This window comes from Lutibacter citreus, assembly GCF_003260195.1.
GTDB lineage: Bacteria > Bacteroidota > Bacteroidia > Flavobacteriales > Flavobacteriaceae > Lutibacter > Lutibacter citreus.
Window position 1 is genome coordinate 307,486 of sequence record NZ_QEIH01000007.1, and the last position, 18,628, is coordinate 326,113.

Annotated in this window: 17 protein-coding genes; 7 read left to right on the forward strand and 10 right to left on the reverse strand. The window is 28.7% G+C overall.

Going from position 1 to position 18,628, the window contains the following annotated elements; all coding sequences use genetic code 11:
• Positions 1 to 63 precede the first annotated feature (63 nt).
• From DAD81_RS16205 to msrB, 3 genes are read left to right on the forward strand one after another with little or no spacing between them, the layout of a single operon-like run.
• Positions 64 to 954 carry an alpha/beta hydrolase gene (locus tag DAD81_RS16205; RefSeq protein ID WP_111709350.1) on the forward strand — a complete coding sequence of 297 codons (891 nt, stop codon included), beginning with the start codon at positions 64 to 66 and terminating at the stop codon, positions 952 to 954.
• Positions 955 to 1,009: 55 nt separating this feature from the next.
• Positions 1,010 to 3,343, forward strand: a complete 2,334-nt coding sequence (locus tag DAD81_RS16210) for a tetratricopeptide repeat protein (protein ID WP_111709351.1) — start codon at positions 1,010 to 1,012, stop codon at positions 3,341 to 3,343.
• 51 nt (positions 3,344 to 3,394) lie between these two features.
• Positions 3,395 to 3,865 (forward strand): peptide-methionine (R)-S-oxide reductase MsrB, encoded by a 471-nt coding sequence (gene msrB / locus DAD81_RS16215; protein WP_111709352.1) that lies wholly within the window; start codon positions 3,395 to 3,397, stop codon positions 3,863 to 3,865.
• A gap of 120 nt (positions 3,866 to 3,985) precedes the next feature.
• Here msrB and DAD81_RS16220 read toward each other — a convergent pair whose 3' ends face one another.
• Entirely contained in the window at positions 3,986 to 5,680 is a 1,695-nt protein-coding gene (locus DAD81_RS16220) for an FAD-dependent oxidoreductase (RefSeq protein WP_111709353.1), read from the reverse strand.
• 284 nt (positions 5,681 to 5,964) lie between these two features.
• Here DAD81_RS16220 and ffh point away from each other — a divergent pair, with 284 nt between their 5' ends.
• Together ffh and DAD81_RS16230 are read left to right on the forward strand one after the other, a co-directional pair.
• Complete coding sequence (gene ffh, locus DAD81_RS16225) at positions 5,965 to 7,296, forward strand: signal recognition particle protein (RefSeq protein ID WP_111709354.1); 1,332 nt, start codon at positions 5,965 to 5,967, stop codon at positions 7,294 to 7,296.
• Between the two features lie 51 nt (positions 7,297 to 7,347).
• Positions 7,348 to 8,223 (forward strand): bifunctional 5,10-methylenetetrahydrofolate dehydrogenase/5,10-methenyltetrahydrofolate cyclohydrolase, encoded by an 876-nt coding sequence (locus DAD81_RS16230; RefSeq protein WP_111709355.1) that lies wholly within the window; start codon positions 7,348 to 7,350, stop codon positions 8,221 to 8,223.
• A gap of 52 nt (positions 8,224 to 8,275) precedes the next feature.
• Here the strand turns inward: DAD81_RS16230 and DAD81_RS16235 are convergent, their stop codons facing one another.
• From DAD81_RS16235 to DAD81_RS16250, 4 genes are read right to left on the reverse strand one after another with little or no spacing between them, the layout of a single operon-like run.
• The gene (locus DAD81_RS16235) at positions 8,276 to 8,635 is read right to left on the reverse strand and encodes a cupin domain-containing protein (protein ID WP_111709356.1); all 360 of its coding nucleotides are present in this window, start codon (positions 8,633 to 8,635) and stop codon (positions 8,276 to 8,278) included.
• Positions 8,636 to 8,676: 41 nt separating this feature from the next.
• Positions 8,677 to 9,351 (reverse strand): ABC transporter ATP-binding protein, encoded by a 675-nt coding sequence (locus tag DAD81_RS16240; RefSeq protein WP_111709357.1) that lies wholly within the window; start codon positions 9,349 to 9,351, stop codon positions 8,677 to 8,679.
• Position 9,352: 1 nt separating this feature from the next.
• Positions 9,353 to 10,615 carry an ABC transporter permease gene (locus tag DAD81_RS16245; protein WP_111709358.1) on the reverse strand — a complete coding sequence of 421 codons (1,263 nt, stop codon included), beginning with the start codon at positions 10,613 to 10,615 and terminating at the stop codon, positions 9,353 to 9,355.
• Positions 10,612 to 11,724, reverse strand: a complete 1,113-nt coding sequence (locus tag DAD81_RS16250) for an efflux RND transporter periplasmic adaptor subunit (protein WP_111709359.1) — start codon at positions 11,722 to 11,724, stop codon at positions 10,612 to 10,614. The genes DAD81_RS16245 and DAD81_RS16250 overlap by 4 nt, the downstream gene beginning before the upstream one ends.
• A gap of 123 nt (positions 11,725 to 11,847) precedes the next feature.
• Between DAD81_RS16250 and DAD81_RS16255 the strand changes: the two genes are divergently transcribed.
• Complete coding sequence (locus DAD81_RS16255) at positions 11,848 to 13,215, forward strand: MBL fold metallo-hydrolase RNA specificity domain-containing protein (RefSeq protein WP_111709360.1); 1,368 nt, start codon at positions 11,848 to 11,850, stop codon at positions 13,213 to 13,215.
• Here DAD81_RS16255 and DAD81_RS16260 read toward each other — a convergent pair.
• The 3 genes from DAD81_RS16260 to DAD81_RS16270 all read right to left on the reverse strand — a co-directional run bounded on the left by DAD81_RS16260 (position 13,212) and on the right by DAD81_RS16270 (position 16,005).
• A complete protein-coding gene (locus DAD81_RS16260) occupies positions 13,212 to 13,862 on the reverse strand; it encodes a pyridoxamine 5'-phosphate oxidase family protein (RefSeq protein ID WP_111709361.1) in 651 nt (216 codons plus the stop codon). The genes DAD81_RS16255 and DAD81_RS16260 overlap by 4 nt on opposite strands.
• Before the next feature lies 1 nt (position 13,863).
• Positions 13,864 to 14,424 (reverse strand): hypothetical protein, encoded by a 561-nt coding sequence (locus DAD81_RS16265; RefSeq protein ID WP_111709362.1) that lies wholly within the window; start codon positions 14,422 to 14,424, stop codon positions 13,864 to 13,866.
• 63 nt (positions 14,425 to 14,487) lie between these two features.
• Positions 14,488 to 16,005 carry a helicase HerA-like domain-containing protein gene (locus DAD81_RS16270; RefSeq protein ID WP_111709363.1) on the reverse strand — a complete coding sequence of 506 codons (1,518 nt, stop codon included), beginning with the start codon at positions 16,003 to 16,005 and terminating at the stop codon, positions 14,488 to 14,490.
• A gap of 103 nt (positions 16,006 to 16,108) precedes the next feature.
• Here DAD81_RS16270 and DAD81_RS16275 point away from each other — a divergent pair, with 103 nt between their 5' ends.
• On the forward strand, positions 16,109 to 16,741 hold the full coding sequence (locus DAD81_RS16275) for a 7-carboxy-7-deazaguanine synthase QueE (protein ID WP_111709364.1): 633 nt from the start codon (positions 16,109 to 16,111) through the stop codon (positions 16,739 to 16,741).
• On the opposite strand, the gene cmk is transcribed toward DAD81_RS16275, so the two are convergent.
• Together cmk and porQ are read right to left on the reverse strand one after the other, a co-directional pair.
• On the reverse strand, positions 16,738 to 17,430 hold the full coding sequence (cmk, locus tag DAD81_RS16280) for a (d)CMP kinase (protein ID WP_111709365.1): 693 nt from the start codon (positions 17,428 to 17,430) through the stop codon (positions 16,738 to 16,740). The two genes, DAD81_RS16275 and cmk, sit on opposite strands and share 4 nt — an antisense overlap.
• Before the next feature lie 2 nt (positions 17,431 to 17,432).
• A complete protein-coding gene (gene porQ, locus DAD81_RS16285; protein ID WP_111709366.1) occupies positions 17,433 to 18,443 on the reverse strand; it encodes a type IX secretion system protein PorQ in 1,011 nt (336 codons plus the stop codon).
• Positions 18,444 to 18,628: the final 185 nt, after the last annotated feature.

Sequence of the window (18,628 nt, forward strand, 5' to 3'; positions counted from 1 at the left end):
TTCTATTGTTGTTACTAAATTAAATACAAATTTTATATTTACAGGCAAAATAAACATTTTAAAATGAGTAAAACTAAAAATTCTACAAAACCCATAAATAATGGAATGCAAATTCCAAAGATTATTATAGTTTTAGGACACACATTACAAGCAATAAGTCACTCTTTAGCTACTTTATATGCCATAAAATTATTTAAAACTCCATTTAAATTTAAAACTCCATTAGCTGAAAAAACAATGGAGAATAACACCAAGAAAAAAATTGTTTCTATTCCTGAAATTAATAAGGAAATAATGGTTTATACCTATGGAAACTCAAAAAAAAAGGTTTTGTTAGTACACGGATGGTCTGGAAGAGGAACGCAATTATTTAGTATTGCAAATAAACTCGTAGAAAATGGATATATGACTATTAGCTTTGATGCGCCTGCTCACGGAAAATCAAAAGGAAAATCTACCATGATGCCCGAATTTATAAGTTGTATTTTACAATTAGAAAAAGAATTTGGACCTTTTGAAATTGCTATTGGACATTCATTAGGTGCAATGGCTGTTTTAAATTCAATAAAAAAAGGACTTAATGTAAAAAAAGCTATAACTATTGGAGCTGGAGATATAATAACAGATATTATTATAAATTTCATTGAAAAAATAGATTTAAAACCTATTATAGTTCAAAAGATGAAAATTTACTATTTAAAAAAATTCAATTTTGATATTGATACATTATCTGCTAGTGTTGCAGCCAAACAAGTTAAAATCCCAATACTAGTTATTCATGATAATAATGATAAGGAAGTTTCCGTAAATTGTGCTTACAACATAGATAAAAACTTAGAAAATGGAGAAACGTTTATTACCAATAATTTAGGGCATACAAGAATCTTAAAAGATAAAACTGTAGTACAAAGAGTTCTTGAATTTATACTTCAAAATGACCAATCATCTAATTAGTTTTTATTAAATTTACTTTTTTATTTTATATTTAATCTTTTAGTTACATTTACTAATGAAAATATCTTTTTACCCTATTATTTCTTCAATAAATAAAAGCTTTTTTTATCTATTTTTTATTTTTATTAGTTTTTACTCTTGTAAAGAAAAAGAAACTTATTCTCCACTTGAAATTGCTCTAAAAAACCACAAACATGATGAAGGTTTTATTGGTTCAGCAAGATGTGCCGAATGTCATAAACCTGAATTTAAAGATTGGATGGGATCTGATCATCAGCTAGCAATGCAATTACCTACTGATAAAACAGTTTTGGGTGATTTTAATAATGCTGAATATACTATTTATGGTGTAACAAGTAAATTTTTCAAAAAAGGTAATGTCTTTTATGTAAATACTGAAGGACCCGATGGTAAATTTAAAGATTTTGAAGTGAAATATACTTTTGGTGTTTATCCACTTCAACAATATTTAGTGATATTTCCAAAAGGAAAATTACAAGTTCTTACTCCTTTTTGGGATTCACGCTCAAAAGAAGATGGTGGTCAGAAATGGCAACATTTATATCCTGATGAATATATAGCGTCTCATGATGAATTAAACTGGGGAAGATCTTTACAGAACTGGAATTACATGTGTGCTGAATGCCACTCAACAAATGTAAAAAAAGATTACAATCCTGAGACCCTAACTTACAATACTCATTTTGACGAAATTAATGTTTCTTGTGAAGCTTGTCACGGTCCTGGTGATGTACATACAAAGTGGGCTGAGCAAGGTGAAAAAGAAGATTTAGCAAATATGGGGTTAGTTTTTGATATAATGGATAGAGATTCTGCGCATTGGAATATTGACCCAAAAACTGCATTAGTTACAAGAAGTAAAGAACGTAAAGATAAAATGCAAGTTGAATGGTGTGGCCGTTGTCACTCAAGAAGAACTCAATTAACTGATGAATATACTTTTGGAAAAGTTTTAGAATATACCCACATGGTTTCTACATTAGATTACCCTTTGTATAATGATGACGGTACAAATAATGATGAAGATTATGTTTATGGGTCTTTTACACAAAGTAAAATGTATAAAAAAGGGGTTATGTGTAAAGATTGTCATAATGTACATAGCGGAAAATTAAAACTTCCAAAAGACAATGTTTGCTCACAATGCCATATGCCAGATAAATATCAATCTACATCACACCATAAACATATTGAAGGTGGTGAAGGAGCAAGTTGTATTAGTTGCCATATGCCAAAAATTACAATTATGGTTGTAGATCCAAGGTCAGATCATAGTTTACGTATTCCAAGACCAGATATTAGTGTTGCAACAGGAGCAACAAATGCCTGTAATAACTGTCATAAAGATAAAACTAATGAATGGTCTTTAAAATACTTTAAAAAATGGTATAGTAATAAATATGACACCATTTCTCACTATGGGTTTGCTTTTAATAAAGTACGAAATAACAAACCTAATGGCCAAAATGAATTAAATGCTGTTATAAAAGATAAAAATGTATCGAATATTGTTTTAGGAACTGCCATTAAATATCAAGATTATCAAAATAACCCTTTGGCTTATGAAAATCTAAAAATGGCATTGCAATCGCAAAGTGCATTGGTTAGAAGGTCAGCTTTAGAATCTATGAGACCACTTCCAAAAGATGTTCAGCAAAAGTATGCTTTACCATTAGCAAAAGATTCTATTACTAGTGTTAGACATATAGCTAACAGTTTTATTTATGATATGCCTATCGAAAATTTATCACCTGAAAACCAAAAAACTATTCAGCAAGCTAAAAAAGAATATATTGAACAATTACTATACTGGCAAGATCGCTCTTTAGGGCAATCTTCATTAGGTGTTGCTGCTATTGGCTTAAACAAACTTGATCAAGCTGACGAATACTTTAAAAAAGCTGTTGAATTAGACACTTTAAATTTAATTGTTCAAGTGAACTACGCCGATCTAAAAAGGTTAGAAGGAAAAAATGAAGAAAGTATTAAACTTTTAAAAAATGTACTTTCAATAAATAAAGAATTCTCTATAGCTTACCAAGCATTGGCCTTCGCTTTTATTAGAGCTAATAATAAAGAGAAAGCACTAAAAACATTAGAATTAGCAACTAAATTTGCTTCAACAGATCCACAAAATCATTATTATTATGCTATAATGCTAAATGATATGAAACAACCATATAAAGCTATTGCAGCTTTAAAAAATGGCTTAAAAATTAATAAGGATAATGAAAACTTACTGGTTTTAATGTACTCAATTTATAGCGACCAAAATCAAACTAAAAATGCTGTAGAAATTGTAAAAAAACTTGTAAAAGCTTTTCCAAACAACAAGCAATACCAGCAAATGGCTAAATCCATTAATTAATTTGTAAGTTCTTTTACTTTTTATCGACCTAAATAATCTAATAATTTAGGAATGAAATATTTATATTTAATTGGAATTCTATTAATTAGTTTTAATAGCTTTTCTCAAAAAAAAGAAACAAAAAAAATGTCGAAAAAAGTTATAAAAACGGAACAAGAGTGGAAACAAATTTTATCTCCTCAAGAGTATTTTGTTTTGCGTGAAAAAGGAACTGACAGAGCTAGTGAAGGTGGTTTAACTTCTCATTTTGAAAAAGGAACCTACCATTGTAGAGCCTGCGACACAAAACTTTTTAAATCTGGAAGTAAATTTGAATCACATTGTGGTTGGCCATCTTTTGATGATGCTATTGAAGGAACTGTTGAATTTGTTTTAGACAAAACACATGGTATGGTGAGAACAGAAATTATTTGTACTACGTGTAATGGTCACCTTGGTCATGTATTTAATGATGGACCAAAAGAAACAACGGGCCAAAGATATTGCGTGAATACTTCATCCATAAAATTTGTTAAAGACTAGAATAATTTATTTTAAATTTTAGAAATTACATTAAGGATCAATAAATAATATTCGTGTAAAAAAATAAAACACCCAAAACTTAAAAAAGTTCTAGATGTTTTATTAAACAAACAAATATCTCTAATTAATATTTTCTAAAATTGGTTCTGGAATAATAACTTTATTACTGTACATTTCCCATAGTTTATAACCACCAGCAATATTTACAGTATTTTTAATACCATTATGACGTAAAATTAATTCAGCCAAATAACCTCTTAACCCCTTTTGACAGAAAATTAAAATTGGTTTATTTTGAGCTTTTATAGTTTTAATATGAGCTCTAATACCATCTAAAGGATAATTTACGGCTCCAGGAATAGTCCCTTTTTCATATTCTACTACATTTCTAACATCAAGTAACAAATAATCTGAATCCTTTTTTTCATTTAAATAAGATTCCAATTCTTCAACCGAAATTTGCGTACTATTATTATTTAATACATTTTCTGTTACATAACTAGTAACAACAATAGGATCTTTAGCTGGCGAATATGGAGGTGCATATGCTAAATCTAATTGTGCTAAATCTGTAATTTTTAACTTGGCATAAATAGCAGTACTTAAAACATCTATACGTTTATCTACTCCTACTTCACCAAATAATTCTGCTCCTAAAATTTCTTCAGTTTCAGCATTATAATAAATCTCTGTAATTAAATCTTTCTGACCAGGATAATAACCAGGAGTAGAACCAGCAATAGTTAAAACAGTTTTAAATGGAATATTTAATTGTTTTAAAGCTTTAGGATTCATTCCTGTTCTTGCCACTGTATATTCAAAAACCTGAATTATAGCAGTCTTGTATGCTCCATTAAATTGAATGTTTTTCCCTACAGAATTTGCTCCTGCAGCTCTACCAGCCTTATTAGAGTGAGTTCCTAAAGGAAAATAATCATACTCCCCTGTTTGAAGGTTTTTTATAGCTACATTATCTCCGGCTGCATACACATCTTTAATTGATGTTTCCATACGCTCATTTACCTTTAAAGCTCCATTACCAATATGTTCTGCCCCATTTTCTAGCAATAGTTCAGTATTTGGTTTTATACCAACACTTAAAATTACAAAATCAGTTTTAACGGTTTTACCATCTTTAATTTTAACACCTTTAATTTTCCACTCATCATCTAATTCAAACTCAGACACCAAACCTCCGGTAATTACTTCAATGCCTTTTTCTTCTAATATATGCTCAGCAAAATTTCCGAATTTTTGTTGCCACATATTTAAAATTTGACTATCTCCTTCAATTAAAGTAACTTCTTTTCCTGCTTCTTTCAAATTTTCAGCAACTTCAACTCCAATTAATCCGGCTCCAATTACAGTAATATGTTTTGAATTTGAAGCAAGACCTTCTTCTGTAATTTTATCAAAATCTACCATTGATCTACAAGTTGACCAATTTGTAGCTTTTTTAATATTTTTAATTGGAGGCACTATAGATTTAGCTCCAGTTGCAAACACCAATGTATCATATTCATAATCTCCTTTTTTAGAATAAACAACTTTATTCTTAGGATCTATTTTTATAATCTCTTCATTTAAACGAACATCTATATTAAATCGATTTTGTAATAATTCAGGAGCAACAACTATTAAATTACTTCTATTTTCAATTACTCCAGAAAATGCATATGGCATACCACATGTTGCATAACTTATATTAGCTCCTTTTTCAAATAAAATTATTTCCGCAGTTTCATCCTCTCTCCTAGCTTTTGCTGCTGCTGAGGGACCTGCTGATAATCCTCCTATAACTATAATTTTTTTCATTCCGTTTTAAATATTTATGCAAATTTCAGCTAATTATTTAGAACTCACAGTGACTAATATTACTATACCGTTTTCGTAACATTTGTATAATAACACTCTAAAATAAAACTAGTTATTCAAATACATTATTAAATGAAGCTTCAATTAACTTTCTCGCTTAGTAAGTTGTTTATCTAAAACTAAAAAGAAATTAATATTTAATGCATGCGATAAAATGACCTTCATAAAAATATTTTCTTATCCATTTTTATTATATTTGCAATTCTCAAAATTAAAGCAAAAACATGTTTAATAATTTAAGTGATAAATTAGATAAAGCCCTCCACGTATTAAAGGGACACGGTAAAATTACAGAAGTTAATGTAGCCGAAACTTTAAAAGAAGTACGTAGAGCTCTTTTAGATGCCGATGTTAACTTTAAAATAGCCAAAAACTTTACAAAAACCGTAAAGGAAAAAGCTTTAGGTGAAGATGTATTAACATCTCTTAATCCTGGGCAATTAATGGTTAAAATTGTGAAGGATGAATTAACAACCTTAATGGGTGGTGAAACTGTAGGTGTAAATCTTTCAGGAACGCCAACCGTAATTTTAATGTCTGGTTTACAAGGTTCAGGGAAAACAACTTTCTCTGGTAAATTAGCAAATTACTTAAAAACTAAGAAAAACAAAAATGTTTTATTAGTTGGTTGTGATGTTTATAGACCTGCTGCCATTAACCAATTACAGGTTGTTGGAGAACAAATTGGTGTTGAAGTATATGCTGAAGTAGGTAATCAAAATCCTGTTGAAATTTCAAAAAATGCCGTTAAGCATGCAAAAGAAACAGGTAAAAATGTTGTTATAATTGATACTGCCGGTCGTTTAGCTGTTGATGAAGCTATGATGACCGAAATATCTAACATCCATAAAGCTGTTACACCTCAAGAAACCCTATTTGTAGTGGATTCTATGACTGGGCAAGATGCAGTAAATACAGCTAAAGCTTTTAACGATATTTTAAATTTTGAAGGGGTAGTTCTTACAAAATTAGATGGTGATACTCGTGGTGGTGCTGCATTATCAATTAAATCGGTTGTAGATAAACCTATTAAATTTATTGGTACTGGTGAAAAAATGGAAGCTATTGACGTTTTCCATCCTAACCGTATGGCCGATAGAATTTTAGGAATGGGAGATGTTGTTTCTTTAGTTGAACGTGCTCAAGAACAATACGATGAAGAAGAAGCTCGAAAAATCCAAAAAAAGATTGCCAAAAACCAATTTGGTTTTGATGATTTCTTGAAACAAATTCAGCAAATCAAGAAAATGGGTAATATGAAAGATTTGATGGGAATGATTCCTGGTGCTGGAAAAATGATGAAAGATGTAGATATAGATGATGATGCATTTAAAGGTATTGAAGCTATCATTCACTCAATGACACCTAGTGAAAGAACTGAACCAAAAACAATTAATGCTAGTAGAAAAAAGAGAATTGCGAAAGGTTCTGGAACAACTATTCAAGAAGTAAATCAATTGCTTAAACAATTTACTCAAATGAGTAAAATGATGAAGATGATGCAAGGCGGAGGCGGCAGACAGATGATGCAAATGATGAAAGGAATGGGTAAATAAAAATAGATTTTAAAGGCAGATTAATAGTTTGTCTTTTTTTAATAGAATATTATGATACTACTCGACGGAAAAAAAACTTCGGCAGATTTAAAAGTTGAAATTGCTGAATCAGTTAAACAAATTAAAGCTAAAGGGGGAAAAACTCCTCATTTAGCAGCTATCCTTGTAGGTACAGATGGAGCCAGTATGACCTATGTAAACGCTAAAGTTAAAGCTTGTGAGTTGGTTGGGTTTAATTCTACTTTAGTTGATTTACCTGAAGAAACATCTGAAGAAACATTGTTAAATGAAATAAAAAAACTTAACAATAATGAAGATATTGATGGGTTTATTGTTCAATTACCATTACCAAAACATATTGATGAACAAAAAGTTTTAATGGCTGTAAATCCAGATAAAGATGTTGATGGTTTTCATCCAACTAACGTTGGTAGAATGGCTCTTGATTTACCTTCTTTTTTACCAGCAACACCTTATGGAATTCTAGAATTATTAGAAAGATATAAAGTAGAAACTTCAGGGAAAAATGTAGTTGTTATAGGAAGGAGTCATATTGTTGGACGCCCTATGAGTATCTTAATGAGTCAAAAAAGACCTGCTGGAGATGCAACCGTTACCGTTGCGCACAGTAGAACAAAAAATTTAAAAGAATTAACACTAAAAGCTGATATTATTGTTGCAGCTCTTGGAATACCAGAATTTTTAACAGGAGATATGGTTAAAGAAGGTGTTACTATAATAGATGTTGGAATAACAAGAGTTAATGATACTTCTAAAAAACGTGGATACAGATTAGCAGGTGATGTTGATTTTGCAACTGTAAGTCCAAAATCTGCTTTTATTACTCCAGTTCCTGGAGGTGTTGGTCCAATGACAATTGCAATGTTAATGAAAAATACATTATTAGCTTGTGAGCGTAAAAACTAATTAGTTAAAATATATTATCAGAAAAAGGCTTCAAAAATTTTGAAGCCTTTTTTTATTCCTCTCTATTTACTAAATCCATTGAAAAGGCAGGTAAACATATTGCTAAATATTCGCACTCTTTATCAAATGGGTTTGAATATTGAACTCTTGTTCCTTTTATTATTTTAATAGATTCTCCTGCGCTTAATGTAACAATTTCACCTTCAATATTAAATTGCTTTTTCCCCTTTATAATATAAGTATATTCATCAAAATTTGGGGTTTGAAAAGGTTCATTCCATTTTGCAGGTGCAACCATATGGGCAATACTTAATTCAGAAGAAATACTTGCAACACCAAAATGCTCTTCTATTAATTTACCATCTGTAGTTGGTACTATAAATGGTGATTTTTGTATTTTATATTTTTTCATTCTAAATATTTTTAAATTCAAAAGTAATATACAATTTTACTTTAAGTAATTATTTTACCATCTTCCATTTGTATAATTCTATCTGTTTGTTTTGCAAAATCATCATCATGAGTTACAACTAATAAAGATAAGCCTTCCTCAATACTTAATTTCTTAAATACATTAAATACATTTTCCGAATTGTGACTATCTAAATTTCCTGTTGGCTCATCCCCCATTATAATAGACGGATTATTAATTAAAGCTCGAGCAATAGCAACTCGCTGTTTTTCTCCACCAGAAATACGAGAAGCTCTTTTTTTTGCTAAATGTTCAATATTCAACATTTTTAATTTTTGCATAGCTTCAAATTCTATTTCCTGAAATGTTTTTTCACCCAACTTTTTTGCAGGTAACATTACATTTTCTAATACCGTAAATTCTGATAATAAATAATGAAACTGAAATACAAACCCAATATGCTTATTTCTTATATAAGATAATTCTTGTCTAGAATTTCTTGTTATTAATTTATTATTTAAATATAATTCACCATCATAATCGGTATCCATTGTTGATAAAATATATAACAATGTAGATTTCCCACAACCAGATTTCCCCATAATAGATACAAACTCACCTTCATTAATATTCATTGAAATATCTTTTAATACGTGAAAAAGTACTGGCTTTTTAAAATACTTATTAATATGTTTTGTTTCTAAAACTTTTCTCATTTTATTGACCTCTTATAATATCTACTGGATCTATTTTTTTGGCTTTTTGAGAAGGTAAATATCCAGCAAAAAATGTAGCAATTAATGCAAACGAAATACCTATAATATAATACCAAAAATTAAAATTAACCGGATACGTTTTTACTCTTGGAAGAGCTTCAGTTTCAAAAGGAACATTGTCTATTAAATGCGATAATCCAAAACCTAAAATTAATCCTAAAACACCTCCTACAAAACCAATAATAACTGCCTGATACATAAATATTAGTTGCACATCTTTACCTGAAAAACCTATAGCTTTTAAAATAGCTATATCATTCATTTTTTCATAAATAAGCATATTTAAAATATTATAAATTCCAAATCCAGCTACAATTAATAATGTAATTGAAACAGCGTAAGTAATCAAATTTCTTATTGAACTACCTGTATCAAACTGTGCATTTGCTGTATTAATATCCATCGCTGTTAAACTAAATTGCTTTTCAATGTCTTTTGCCATTAAAAAAGCTTTATCAATATCCTTTAATTTCACATTAATATCTGTGATGTAATTTTCAGGTTCACCTAAAATACGTTGAACAGTTTTTATATTTGCAAAACTTTGTATTACATCAACATCTGCAATTCCACTTTGATAAAACCCTACAATTTTTAAAGGGAAAACAGTTCCAGAAACAGTCCCAATTTGTACCCTATCTCCTACATTTAATGACATTTTTTTAGCAATTTCAATTCCTAATAAAATACCATTACTACTATTATAAAGAGCTTCAGCAGAACCATTAACTATGTAATCATTTAATTTAAAATAAGTTGCCTCTTCAATAGGATTTATACCTATTAAACTTCCTCCTAACTCAATAGTTCCTGCTATATAAAATATTTGAGATTTTAATTGTGGTAAAACCCCTAATACATTTTTATTTTGTGCTAAATAATTAATTATTGGATATGCATTATGAATTTTTTTTTGATTCATTTTTGGTTTTATAGAGTGAACTATATTAAAGCTATTCTTAAAATCATCATATAAAGTAATTGGTTGTTTTTTTGAAGGTTGAATTTCATTATAGATATGAATATGCGGTGTTAAATTTAAAATTAAATCATCTAACATTTGATTTAACCCTGTCATAAAACTTACCATTATTATATAAGCTCCAATACCAAAAGTAACACCTAATGCGGCCGTTGCAGTTTGTTTAATTTTTGTAAGCAAATGCGTTTTTGCAATAGATAATATTACTTTTCTATTTATCATTTATCTGGTTTGTAAATATTTGTATTTTCTGAAATTCCTGAAATAATTTCAATAAACTCTAAGTTTTGCAATCCCGTTTTTACAGTTAAAACACCATTAACTGTTTTTACTTCATTATTTTCATTTATATATATTTTAGGGACAGTAAGTACATTTTTTTTAGAACCAATTACAATATTTGCTTCCCCAGATAAACCTGGATACAATACTTTAGGAGCTTCCTTAAAAATAGCTTCAACCTTAAAAGTTTGATTCCGTTCATCTTTTTTAGGATATATTTTTGAAACTTTACCCGCAAAAGCCTCTCCTTTATAAGCGTCTAAACTAATAATCACCTGTTGTCCTTTTGAAATTTTAACAATATCAACTTCATCTACCAACATTTTAATAGTAAATAAAGTTGCACTTCCAATAACTGCAACAGGATCAAAATTTGTTACTATTTCCCCAGGTTCTTTTGTTAGTTCATATACTTTTCCTTTCATTATACTTTTTACCGTATAATCATTTGTATTTACTAAGCTAGATTTATAACTGTTTTCAGTTTGCTTTACAGATGTGAGCAACTCTTTTTTAGTTCTGTCAAATTTATTCTGAAGTAAATTTAAATTGCTTTTAGACAATTGATAATTAAGTTTACGGGTTTCAAATTCAAACCTTGAACCTATTTTTTTATTCCAAAGCCTTTGTTGTCTATAGAAATTTACTGAATCGTTTTTAAATTTAAGTTCTGCGGCTGTAATTTCATCTTTTATACCATCTAAAATTGCTGCATTTCCAAAATAATTTTCCTTCGCTAAATCAAACGCTAATTTTGCATTATTTGAGTTTAATTTTGTAGCTGTATTTGTAATTTGGATTAATTTTTCACCTTTAATCACCAAATCTCCTTCTTCCACAAAATTCTTAACTAAAATACCAGAAGCCACACTATAAACGTTATATAAACTATCTGGTTGAACAATTACAGATGAATAAACAGATTCTACCAAATCCCTTTTTATTGGATGTGTTTTTTCTTCACTATTACTGCAGGAATTAAATAAAAAAACTACAATAATTAATATTAAATAATAGAAGATTTTATATTTAAATAATGAATACTTCATAAGTAAATCACTTATAATGAACTATTAAATTTACATATAAATACGTTATATAACAATTATTAAATTCATTTAATTTTTTGTAAATTAGAAGGACAAACTAGATCCAATTTAATTTATTAAAAAATGAAAAAAATGAAACTTACTTTTTATGGTGGCGCTGGTACGGTAACAGGGTCAAAAATATTACTTGAAGTTAATTATAGAAAAATTTTAATTGATTGTGGTTTATTTCAAGGTATTAAAGAGTTACGAAATAAAAACTGGGAGCGAATGCCCTTAGATTTAAATAAACTGGATTTAGTGATTTTAACTCACGCTCATTTAGATCATTCAGGCTACTTACCTCTATTAGTAAAAGATGGTTATAAAGGTAAAATTTATTGCACATCTGCAACTAGAGATTTAGCAGAAATAATCTTATTGGATAGTGGTAAAATTCAAGAAGAAGATTCACTTAGAGCAAACAAGCATCAATACACTAGACATAAACCATCATTACCATTATACACTGTTGAAGATGCAAAAACAAGTCTAGAGCAATTCAAAGTTTTAGAATCCAACCATTGGCATAAAATTGAAAGAGGTATAGAACTTAAATTTGTAAATAGTGGGCATATCTTAGGTAGTGTTTTTGTATTAATAAAAGTAGATGGTAAAACTCTAGTTTTCTCAGGAGATATCGGTAGAAAAAACCCAATTCTTCTTCCTCAATATGAATATATTGAAAAAGCAGATTATTTAGTAGTTGAATCTACTTACGGAAATAGATTACACGAAAAAACTCCAATTAGCGAGAAACTTTTAGATTATATTGAACACACTTATAAAAAAGGTGGTATTTTAATTATTCCAACTTTTTCAGTAGAGCGAGCTCAAGAAATAATTTATTTATTAAGTATCTTAAAAAGAGAGAAACGACTCCCAAAAATTCCAATATATTTAGATAGTCCAATGGGAGTTAATGCTACAGAAGTTTATTTTAAACATAAAAACAATCATAAATTAACTTCTGAAGATGTAAAAAGTATGCTTGAAACTGTTCAACTTATTAGCGAAGCTAGTGTATCTAAAACAGTTGTAAGTGATAACAGCCCTAAAATTGTATTAGCCGGAAGTGGAATGATTACTGGAGGTAGAGTATTACATTATTTAGATAAATGTATTGAAGATGAGAAAAATAGTATTTTAATTGTTGGTTTTCAGGCTGAAGGAACAAGAGGAAAATCATTACTTTTAGGTGATCCTGAAATTAAATTTTTCGGAAAATATCATGATGTAAAGGCTGAAATTTTCAAAATAAACGCTTTTTCTGGTCATGCAGATCAAAGTGAATTATTGGATTGGCTAAAACATTTTAAATCACCACCAACATTAACTTTTATAAACCACGGTGAATCACATCAAAGCCAAGCTTTAAAAGTTAAAATAAGAACCACTTTAAATTGGAATTGTACTGTTGCCGAAATGAATAAAACCTATACTTTACTTTAACTTTTATTTTTAGTTAAATTTAATACGCTCTTAGGGCTTTTAATTTCTTCTTTTAGTGCAAGATCAGGAATTGGATTTCCATATTTTGTTTTAATAGGAATTACTCCTGCCCAAATAGGCAATTCATAATCTGCCCTGTCATCTATTGGTGGACCTTTTCTAATTTTTGCAGAAGCTTCTGTAATAGGAATTCTAATAACTTTAGTAGCTTTCATTTCTTTTTTATTTGGAAGACGAACTTCCTCCCAACGATTTGGAATAATTTGATCTGAAATAATTTTTAAAGCTTCCATCCTTTCATCTTCACTTAAAACTAATTCTGCATTTCCAAACACAGTAACAGATTGATAATTTAAAGAATGATGAAAGGCAGAACGAGCTAATACAATTCCATCCATTTGAGTAATACTGAGTGAAATTTGAAATCCCTTTTCTAATTCAACCAACATCCTACTTACTGTTGCCCCGTGAATATAAATAGAATCTCCTTTTCTGCCATAAATTGTTGGAATAATTACAGGATAACCGTTATGAACAAAAGCAACTTGACAAATAAAATTGGCATCCAAAATTTTATGGATAGTTTCCTCATCGTAAAAACCTCTTTTAGGGGCTCTTTTAACTTTTATCCTATCGGTTTTCTTCATATTAATTAAACCAAATAGTGAAGTATTTTATCTTAGCAATATCTGGGATTTGATCAATTGAAATTTCATCTCTACTAAAACTATTTAAACCTAATTCTTTTTTATCTATTGAAATTGTAGCGTTTAATTCATCTATAAAAAGAGTGGCTGAAGTTAAAGTTGTTTCAACTTTATTCACCATATAACTTGCATTTATATCTTTAAAAGTAGATTTTAATGAAATTCCTTTATCTGTAATATAATTAGAATCAAATATTTGAATACTTTTTATTTTAACTATAGAGTCGCTATTTTCAACAGGAACAATCTCCAATAACTTCTTACCTTCTTTTGTAAACACATAATACTCTTCGTTATCAATAAAAATTTCTTTATTTTTAACACTCTCTGAATTATTCAAAGAAATTGAATCATTTTCAAATATTAATTTTAACTCCTCTAAAGTAGTTTGTTTATTAATATTACCAACATTCCCTTTATCTATAAGATAATTATTATTTTTTGCACATTGAACAAACACTAACGACACAACTACTATAAAACACTTTTTTAAAAATGACATAAATATAACTTCAATAATTTTTAGATTTCTTTATTAACGCTTTAATCCTATTTTTATTGGAACTTAAATAACTCTCTTTAAAATTCCCAATACACCTCTAATAAAAGTGGCACTTGTAACTACTTTTAAAATTGGATTCATTCGAGTACTCTTTCTACTTTTACTTGAAGTTCTAGAAGACTTAACAGCTGCTTCTTTCTTTTTTTCAACTTCTTCTTTTTCATTAATTAATTCAATTTTTTCATTCAATAATTCATAGGCGCTTTCTCTATCAATATTTTCATTATATTTATAATACAATCTCGAATTATCTATTAATTGTTTTAATTCTTTATCAGATAAAACATCCATTCTGCTCATTGGAGCTCTCATCATAGTTGCTACCAAAGGAGTTGGAATCCCTTTTTCATTTAATGCCGAAACAAAAGCTTCTCCAATCCCTAACTGTGTTAATGTTTCATCTATATCATAATAATCAGAATCTGGATAATTTTCAGATGCTAATTTTATAGCCTTTCTATCTTTAGCAGTAAAAGCTCTTAATGCATGTTGTACTTTTAAACCTAATTGAGCTAATACATCTTCTGGAACATCTTTTGGGTTTTGAGTTACAAAAAATAACCCGATTCCTTTTGATCGTATTAACTTAACAATACTTTCTATTTGAGAAAGTAACGCTTTAGATGCTTCTTTAAAAATTAAATGAGCTTCATCTATAAAAATTACCAACTCCGGTTTTCCGCTATCTCCTTGTTCTGGAAATGTAGCATAAACTTCTGCTAACAATTGTAACATAAAAGTTGAAAACAATTTTGGTCTATCCTGAATATCTGTTAAACGTAATATTGAAATAATTCCTTTTCCGTCTTCATCTGTTCTTACTAAATCTTTAACATCAAAGGAACGTTCTCCAAAAAATAAATCACCTCCTTGTTGCTCTAATTCAACCAATTTCCTTAAAATTGCACCTGTACTCATAGATGAAATTCTTCCATATTCCGATTGAATTTCTTCTTTTCCTTCTTCAGTAGAAAATTGTAATATTTTTTTAAAATCTTTTAAATCTAATAATGGTAATTTATTATCATCACAATATTTAAATATAATAGAAACAATACCACTCTGAGTTTCTGTTAAATCTAAAATTCTAGATAATAATACAGGTCCAAATTCTGAAATAGTTGCTCTTAATTTAACTCCTTCTTGTTCAGAAATTGACAATATTTCAACTGGAAATTTTTTTGCATTAAACGGTAAACCAATTGCTTCATGACGTTCATCAATTTTTTTATGACCAGCGCTAGGCTGAGCTAATCCACTTAAATCTCCCTTAATATCCATTAATAGTACAGGAACACCTTTTTCTGATAAATTTTCAGCCATTACTTGAAGCGACTTAGTTTTTCCTGTTCCAGTAGCTCCAGCAATTAATCCATGTCTATTTAATGTTTTTAAAGGTACATTTACAAAAGCATCTTTCAATGTTTCTCCATCTAAAATGGCAGATCCAAATGTTAAATAATCTCCTTTACATTTATAACCTTCAGTTATAATCTCAAAAAAATCGTCCTTTCTACTCATACTATATTTTTTGATAAAAATAACATATATAACTCGAACTAAAAATTACAATAGAAATTATATTCTATTATTTTAATATGAAGTGAATCACTATATTTGCAAAATGATTAGTACCCAAATACAAGAGGAAATAAACAAAGGTGAAATGCTTCCTTTAATGGAAGAGTTTTACACAATACAAGGTGAAGGTTTTCATACAGGAAAAGCTGCCTATTTTATTAGAATTGGTGGTTGTGATGTTGGGTGTCATTGGTGCGATGTTAAAGAAAGTTGGAATGCAAACTTACATCCTCCTACAAAAACAAATACAATTGTAAAAAATGCTTGTAAACATGCTAATACAGTTGTAATTACAGGTGGAGAACCACTTATGTGGAATTTAGATTATATTACTTCTGAACTTAAACAAAACAATATGAGAATTCATATTGAAACTTCAGGAGCATATAAATTAAGTGGAAAATGGGATTGGATTTGCCTATCTCCAAAAAAAACTAAATTACCTTTAGAGGAAATATATAAAGAGGCACATGAATTAAAAATTATTATTTCTAATAAACATGATTTTAAATTTGCAGAAGAACAAGCTGCCAAAGTTTCTGACAACTGTGAATTATATTTACAACCAGAATGGAGTAAAAGAGAAATAATGACACCACAGCTAGTTGAATTTGTTATGAAAAATCCAAAATGGAAAATATCTTTACAAACACATAAATATCTTAATATTCCTTAAGATTCATTTATCCTTTTCTGTACAATCTTATAAATAAAATTAAACTGATCTTTTAAACTTAAATCAGAATTATCAATTTCAATAGCATCTTCAGCTTTATACAAAGGTGAGTCTTCTCTTGTAGAATCTATATGATCTCTATATTGAACATTTTTTAAAATTTCATCAAAAGATACATTATCTCCTCGATCTATTAATTCATCATAACGTCTTTGAGCTCTTTTTTCTGCAGAAGCATTCATAAACAATTTTAACTCAGCAAAGGGAAAAACCACAGTTCCAATATCCCTTCCATCCATTACAACACCTTTTTGCTTCCCCATTTCTTGTTGTTCTTCAACCAATACTTTTCTAACTTCTGGAACGGTAGCTACTTTACTAACCAGTTTTGAAACATCCAAAGAACGAATTTCTTTTTCTACATTAACACCATTTAAATACATTTCGCCAAAACCTAATTTATCGTTAAATTTAAATTCTAAAATTATATTTTTTAAATTCTTAAGTAATTCATTAACATTAAAAAAAGAATCGGAAATTATTCCAGATTTCATAGCATAAAATGTGACGGCTCTATACATAGCACCTGAATCAACATAAACATATTTTAATTTATTGGCTAATTGCTTCGCTACAGTACTTTTACCTGTAGACGAAAAACCATCTATTGCAATTGTAATTTTTTTCACGTTTAATTTAAATTAATTAGTAGACTAAATGTACTAGCATTTGATGCAGGGTGATATTTGGAAAATACATAATTAAACTTAAATTTATTCATCTTAATACCAAAACCAACGGTAAAACCTGAAAAAGTTCTTTTATCAATTAATTTGAATTCCTGAGAACGCCTAAAATTATATCCTAACTGAATATTAAATGCACTTTCAGAAAATAACTCTGCTCCAATTGATAAATGCCTCATAGCATTATCAATAAAAGATATTTGCTCTTCATTACTATTTCCATCAATATCAATTTGTTCATTTGAAGGGTTACTAACAGCTAATTTCCATTTTTGAAGATTATCTATAGTAAAATACCATTTTAAAGGTACATTTTCAAGTCTATAAGAAAGACCAAAATCAATTTGACTTGGTAAATCTTCCCTTTCTTCATCATATACACTTATTTGAGATCCAATATTACGTACCACCAATGAAACTATATAAGGACTATCTTCATTATAATAACTTAAACCAAAATCTAAAGCAACTCCTAATGAAGAATAATTTTCTATTACAGAATTAATAAATTTAATATTACTTCCTAAATGAACATCTGAATTTGAAATTCTATATGAATAACCAATAATAAAAACAGCATCATACGCCTTAAAGTTTCCCGTTTCAATTCCATCTTCATCAGCCCCTACAAACTTTCCATAATTTAAATAATTAATTGAAGAATAGATTGTACCAACCTTATCATTTATTTTTAAAGCATAAGCAACTGATAATAAATTAACATCACTTATATAATTCAAATAATTAACTCCAACTTTATTACTTAAATTTTCATTAATTATTGAAGGATTCCAAGATGGTTGATTTATATCATCAACTAAAGTTAGTATTTTACCACCTAACGCTGTTTGTCTTGCAGATCCGGTTAAATTTAAAAAATTATAAATACTTTCACCACCAACCTGAGCTGAAACAGTACTAATCGATAGCAATAAAATAATTATTATTTTTCTCATAAACCGTATGCAAAATAAAACTAATTATTTTTTAATAACTATTTTAATGAATAAAAAATTAAAAAAAGGGCAAAAAAAAACCTTCAATAATTAAATTGAAGGTTTTTCAAAAGAAAGGCGGTGACATACTCTCCCACCTAGTGGCAGTACCATCTGCGCTGATAGGCTTAACTTCTCTGTTCGGA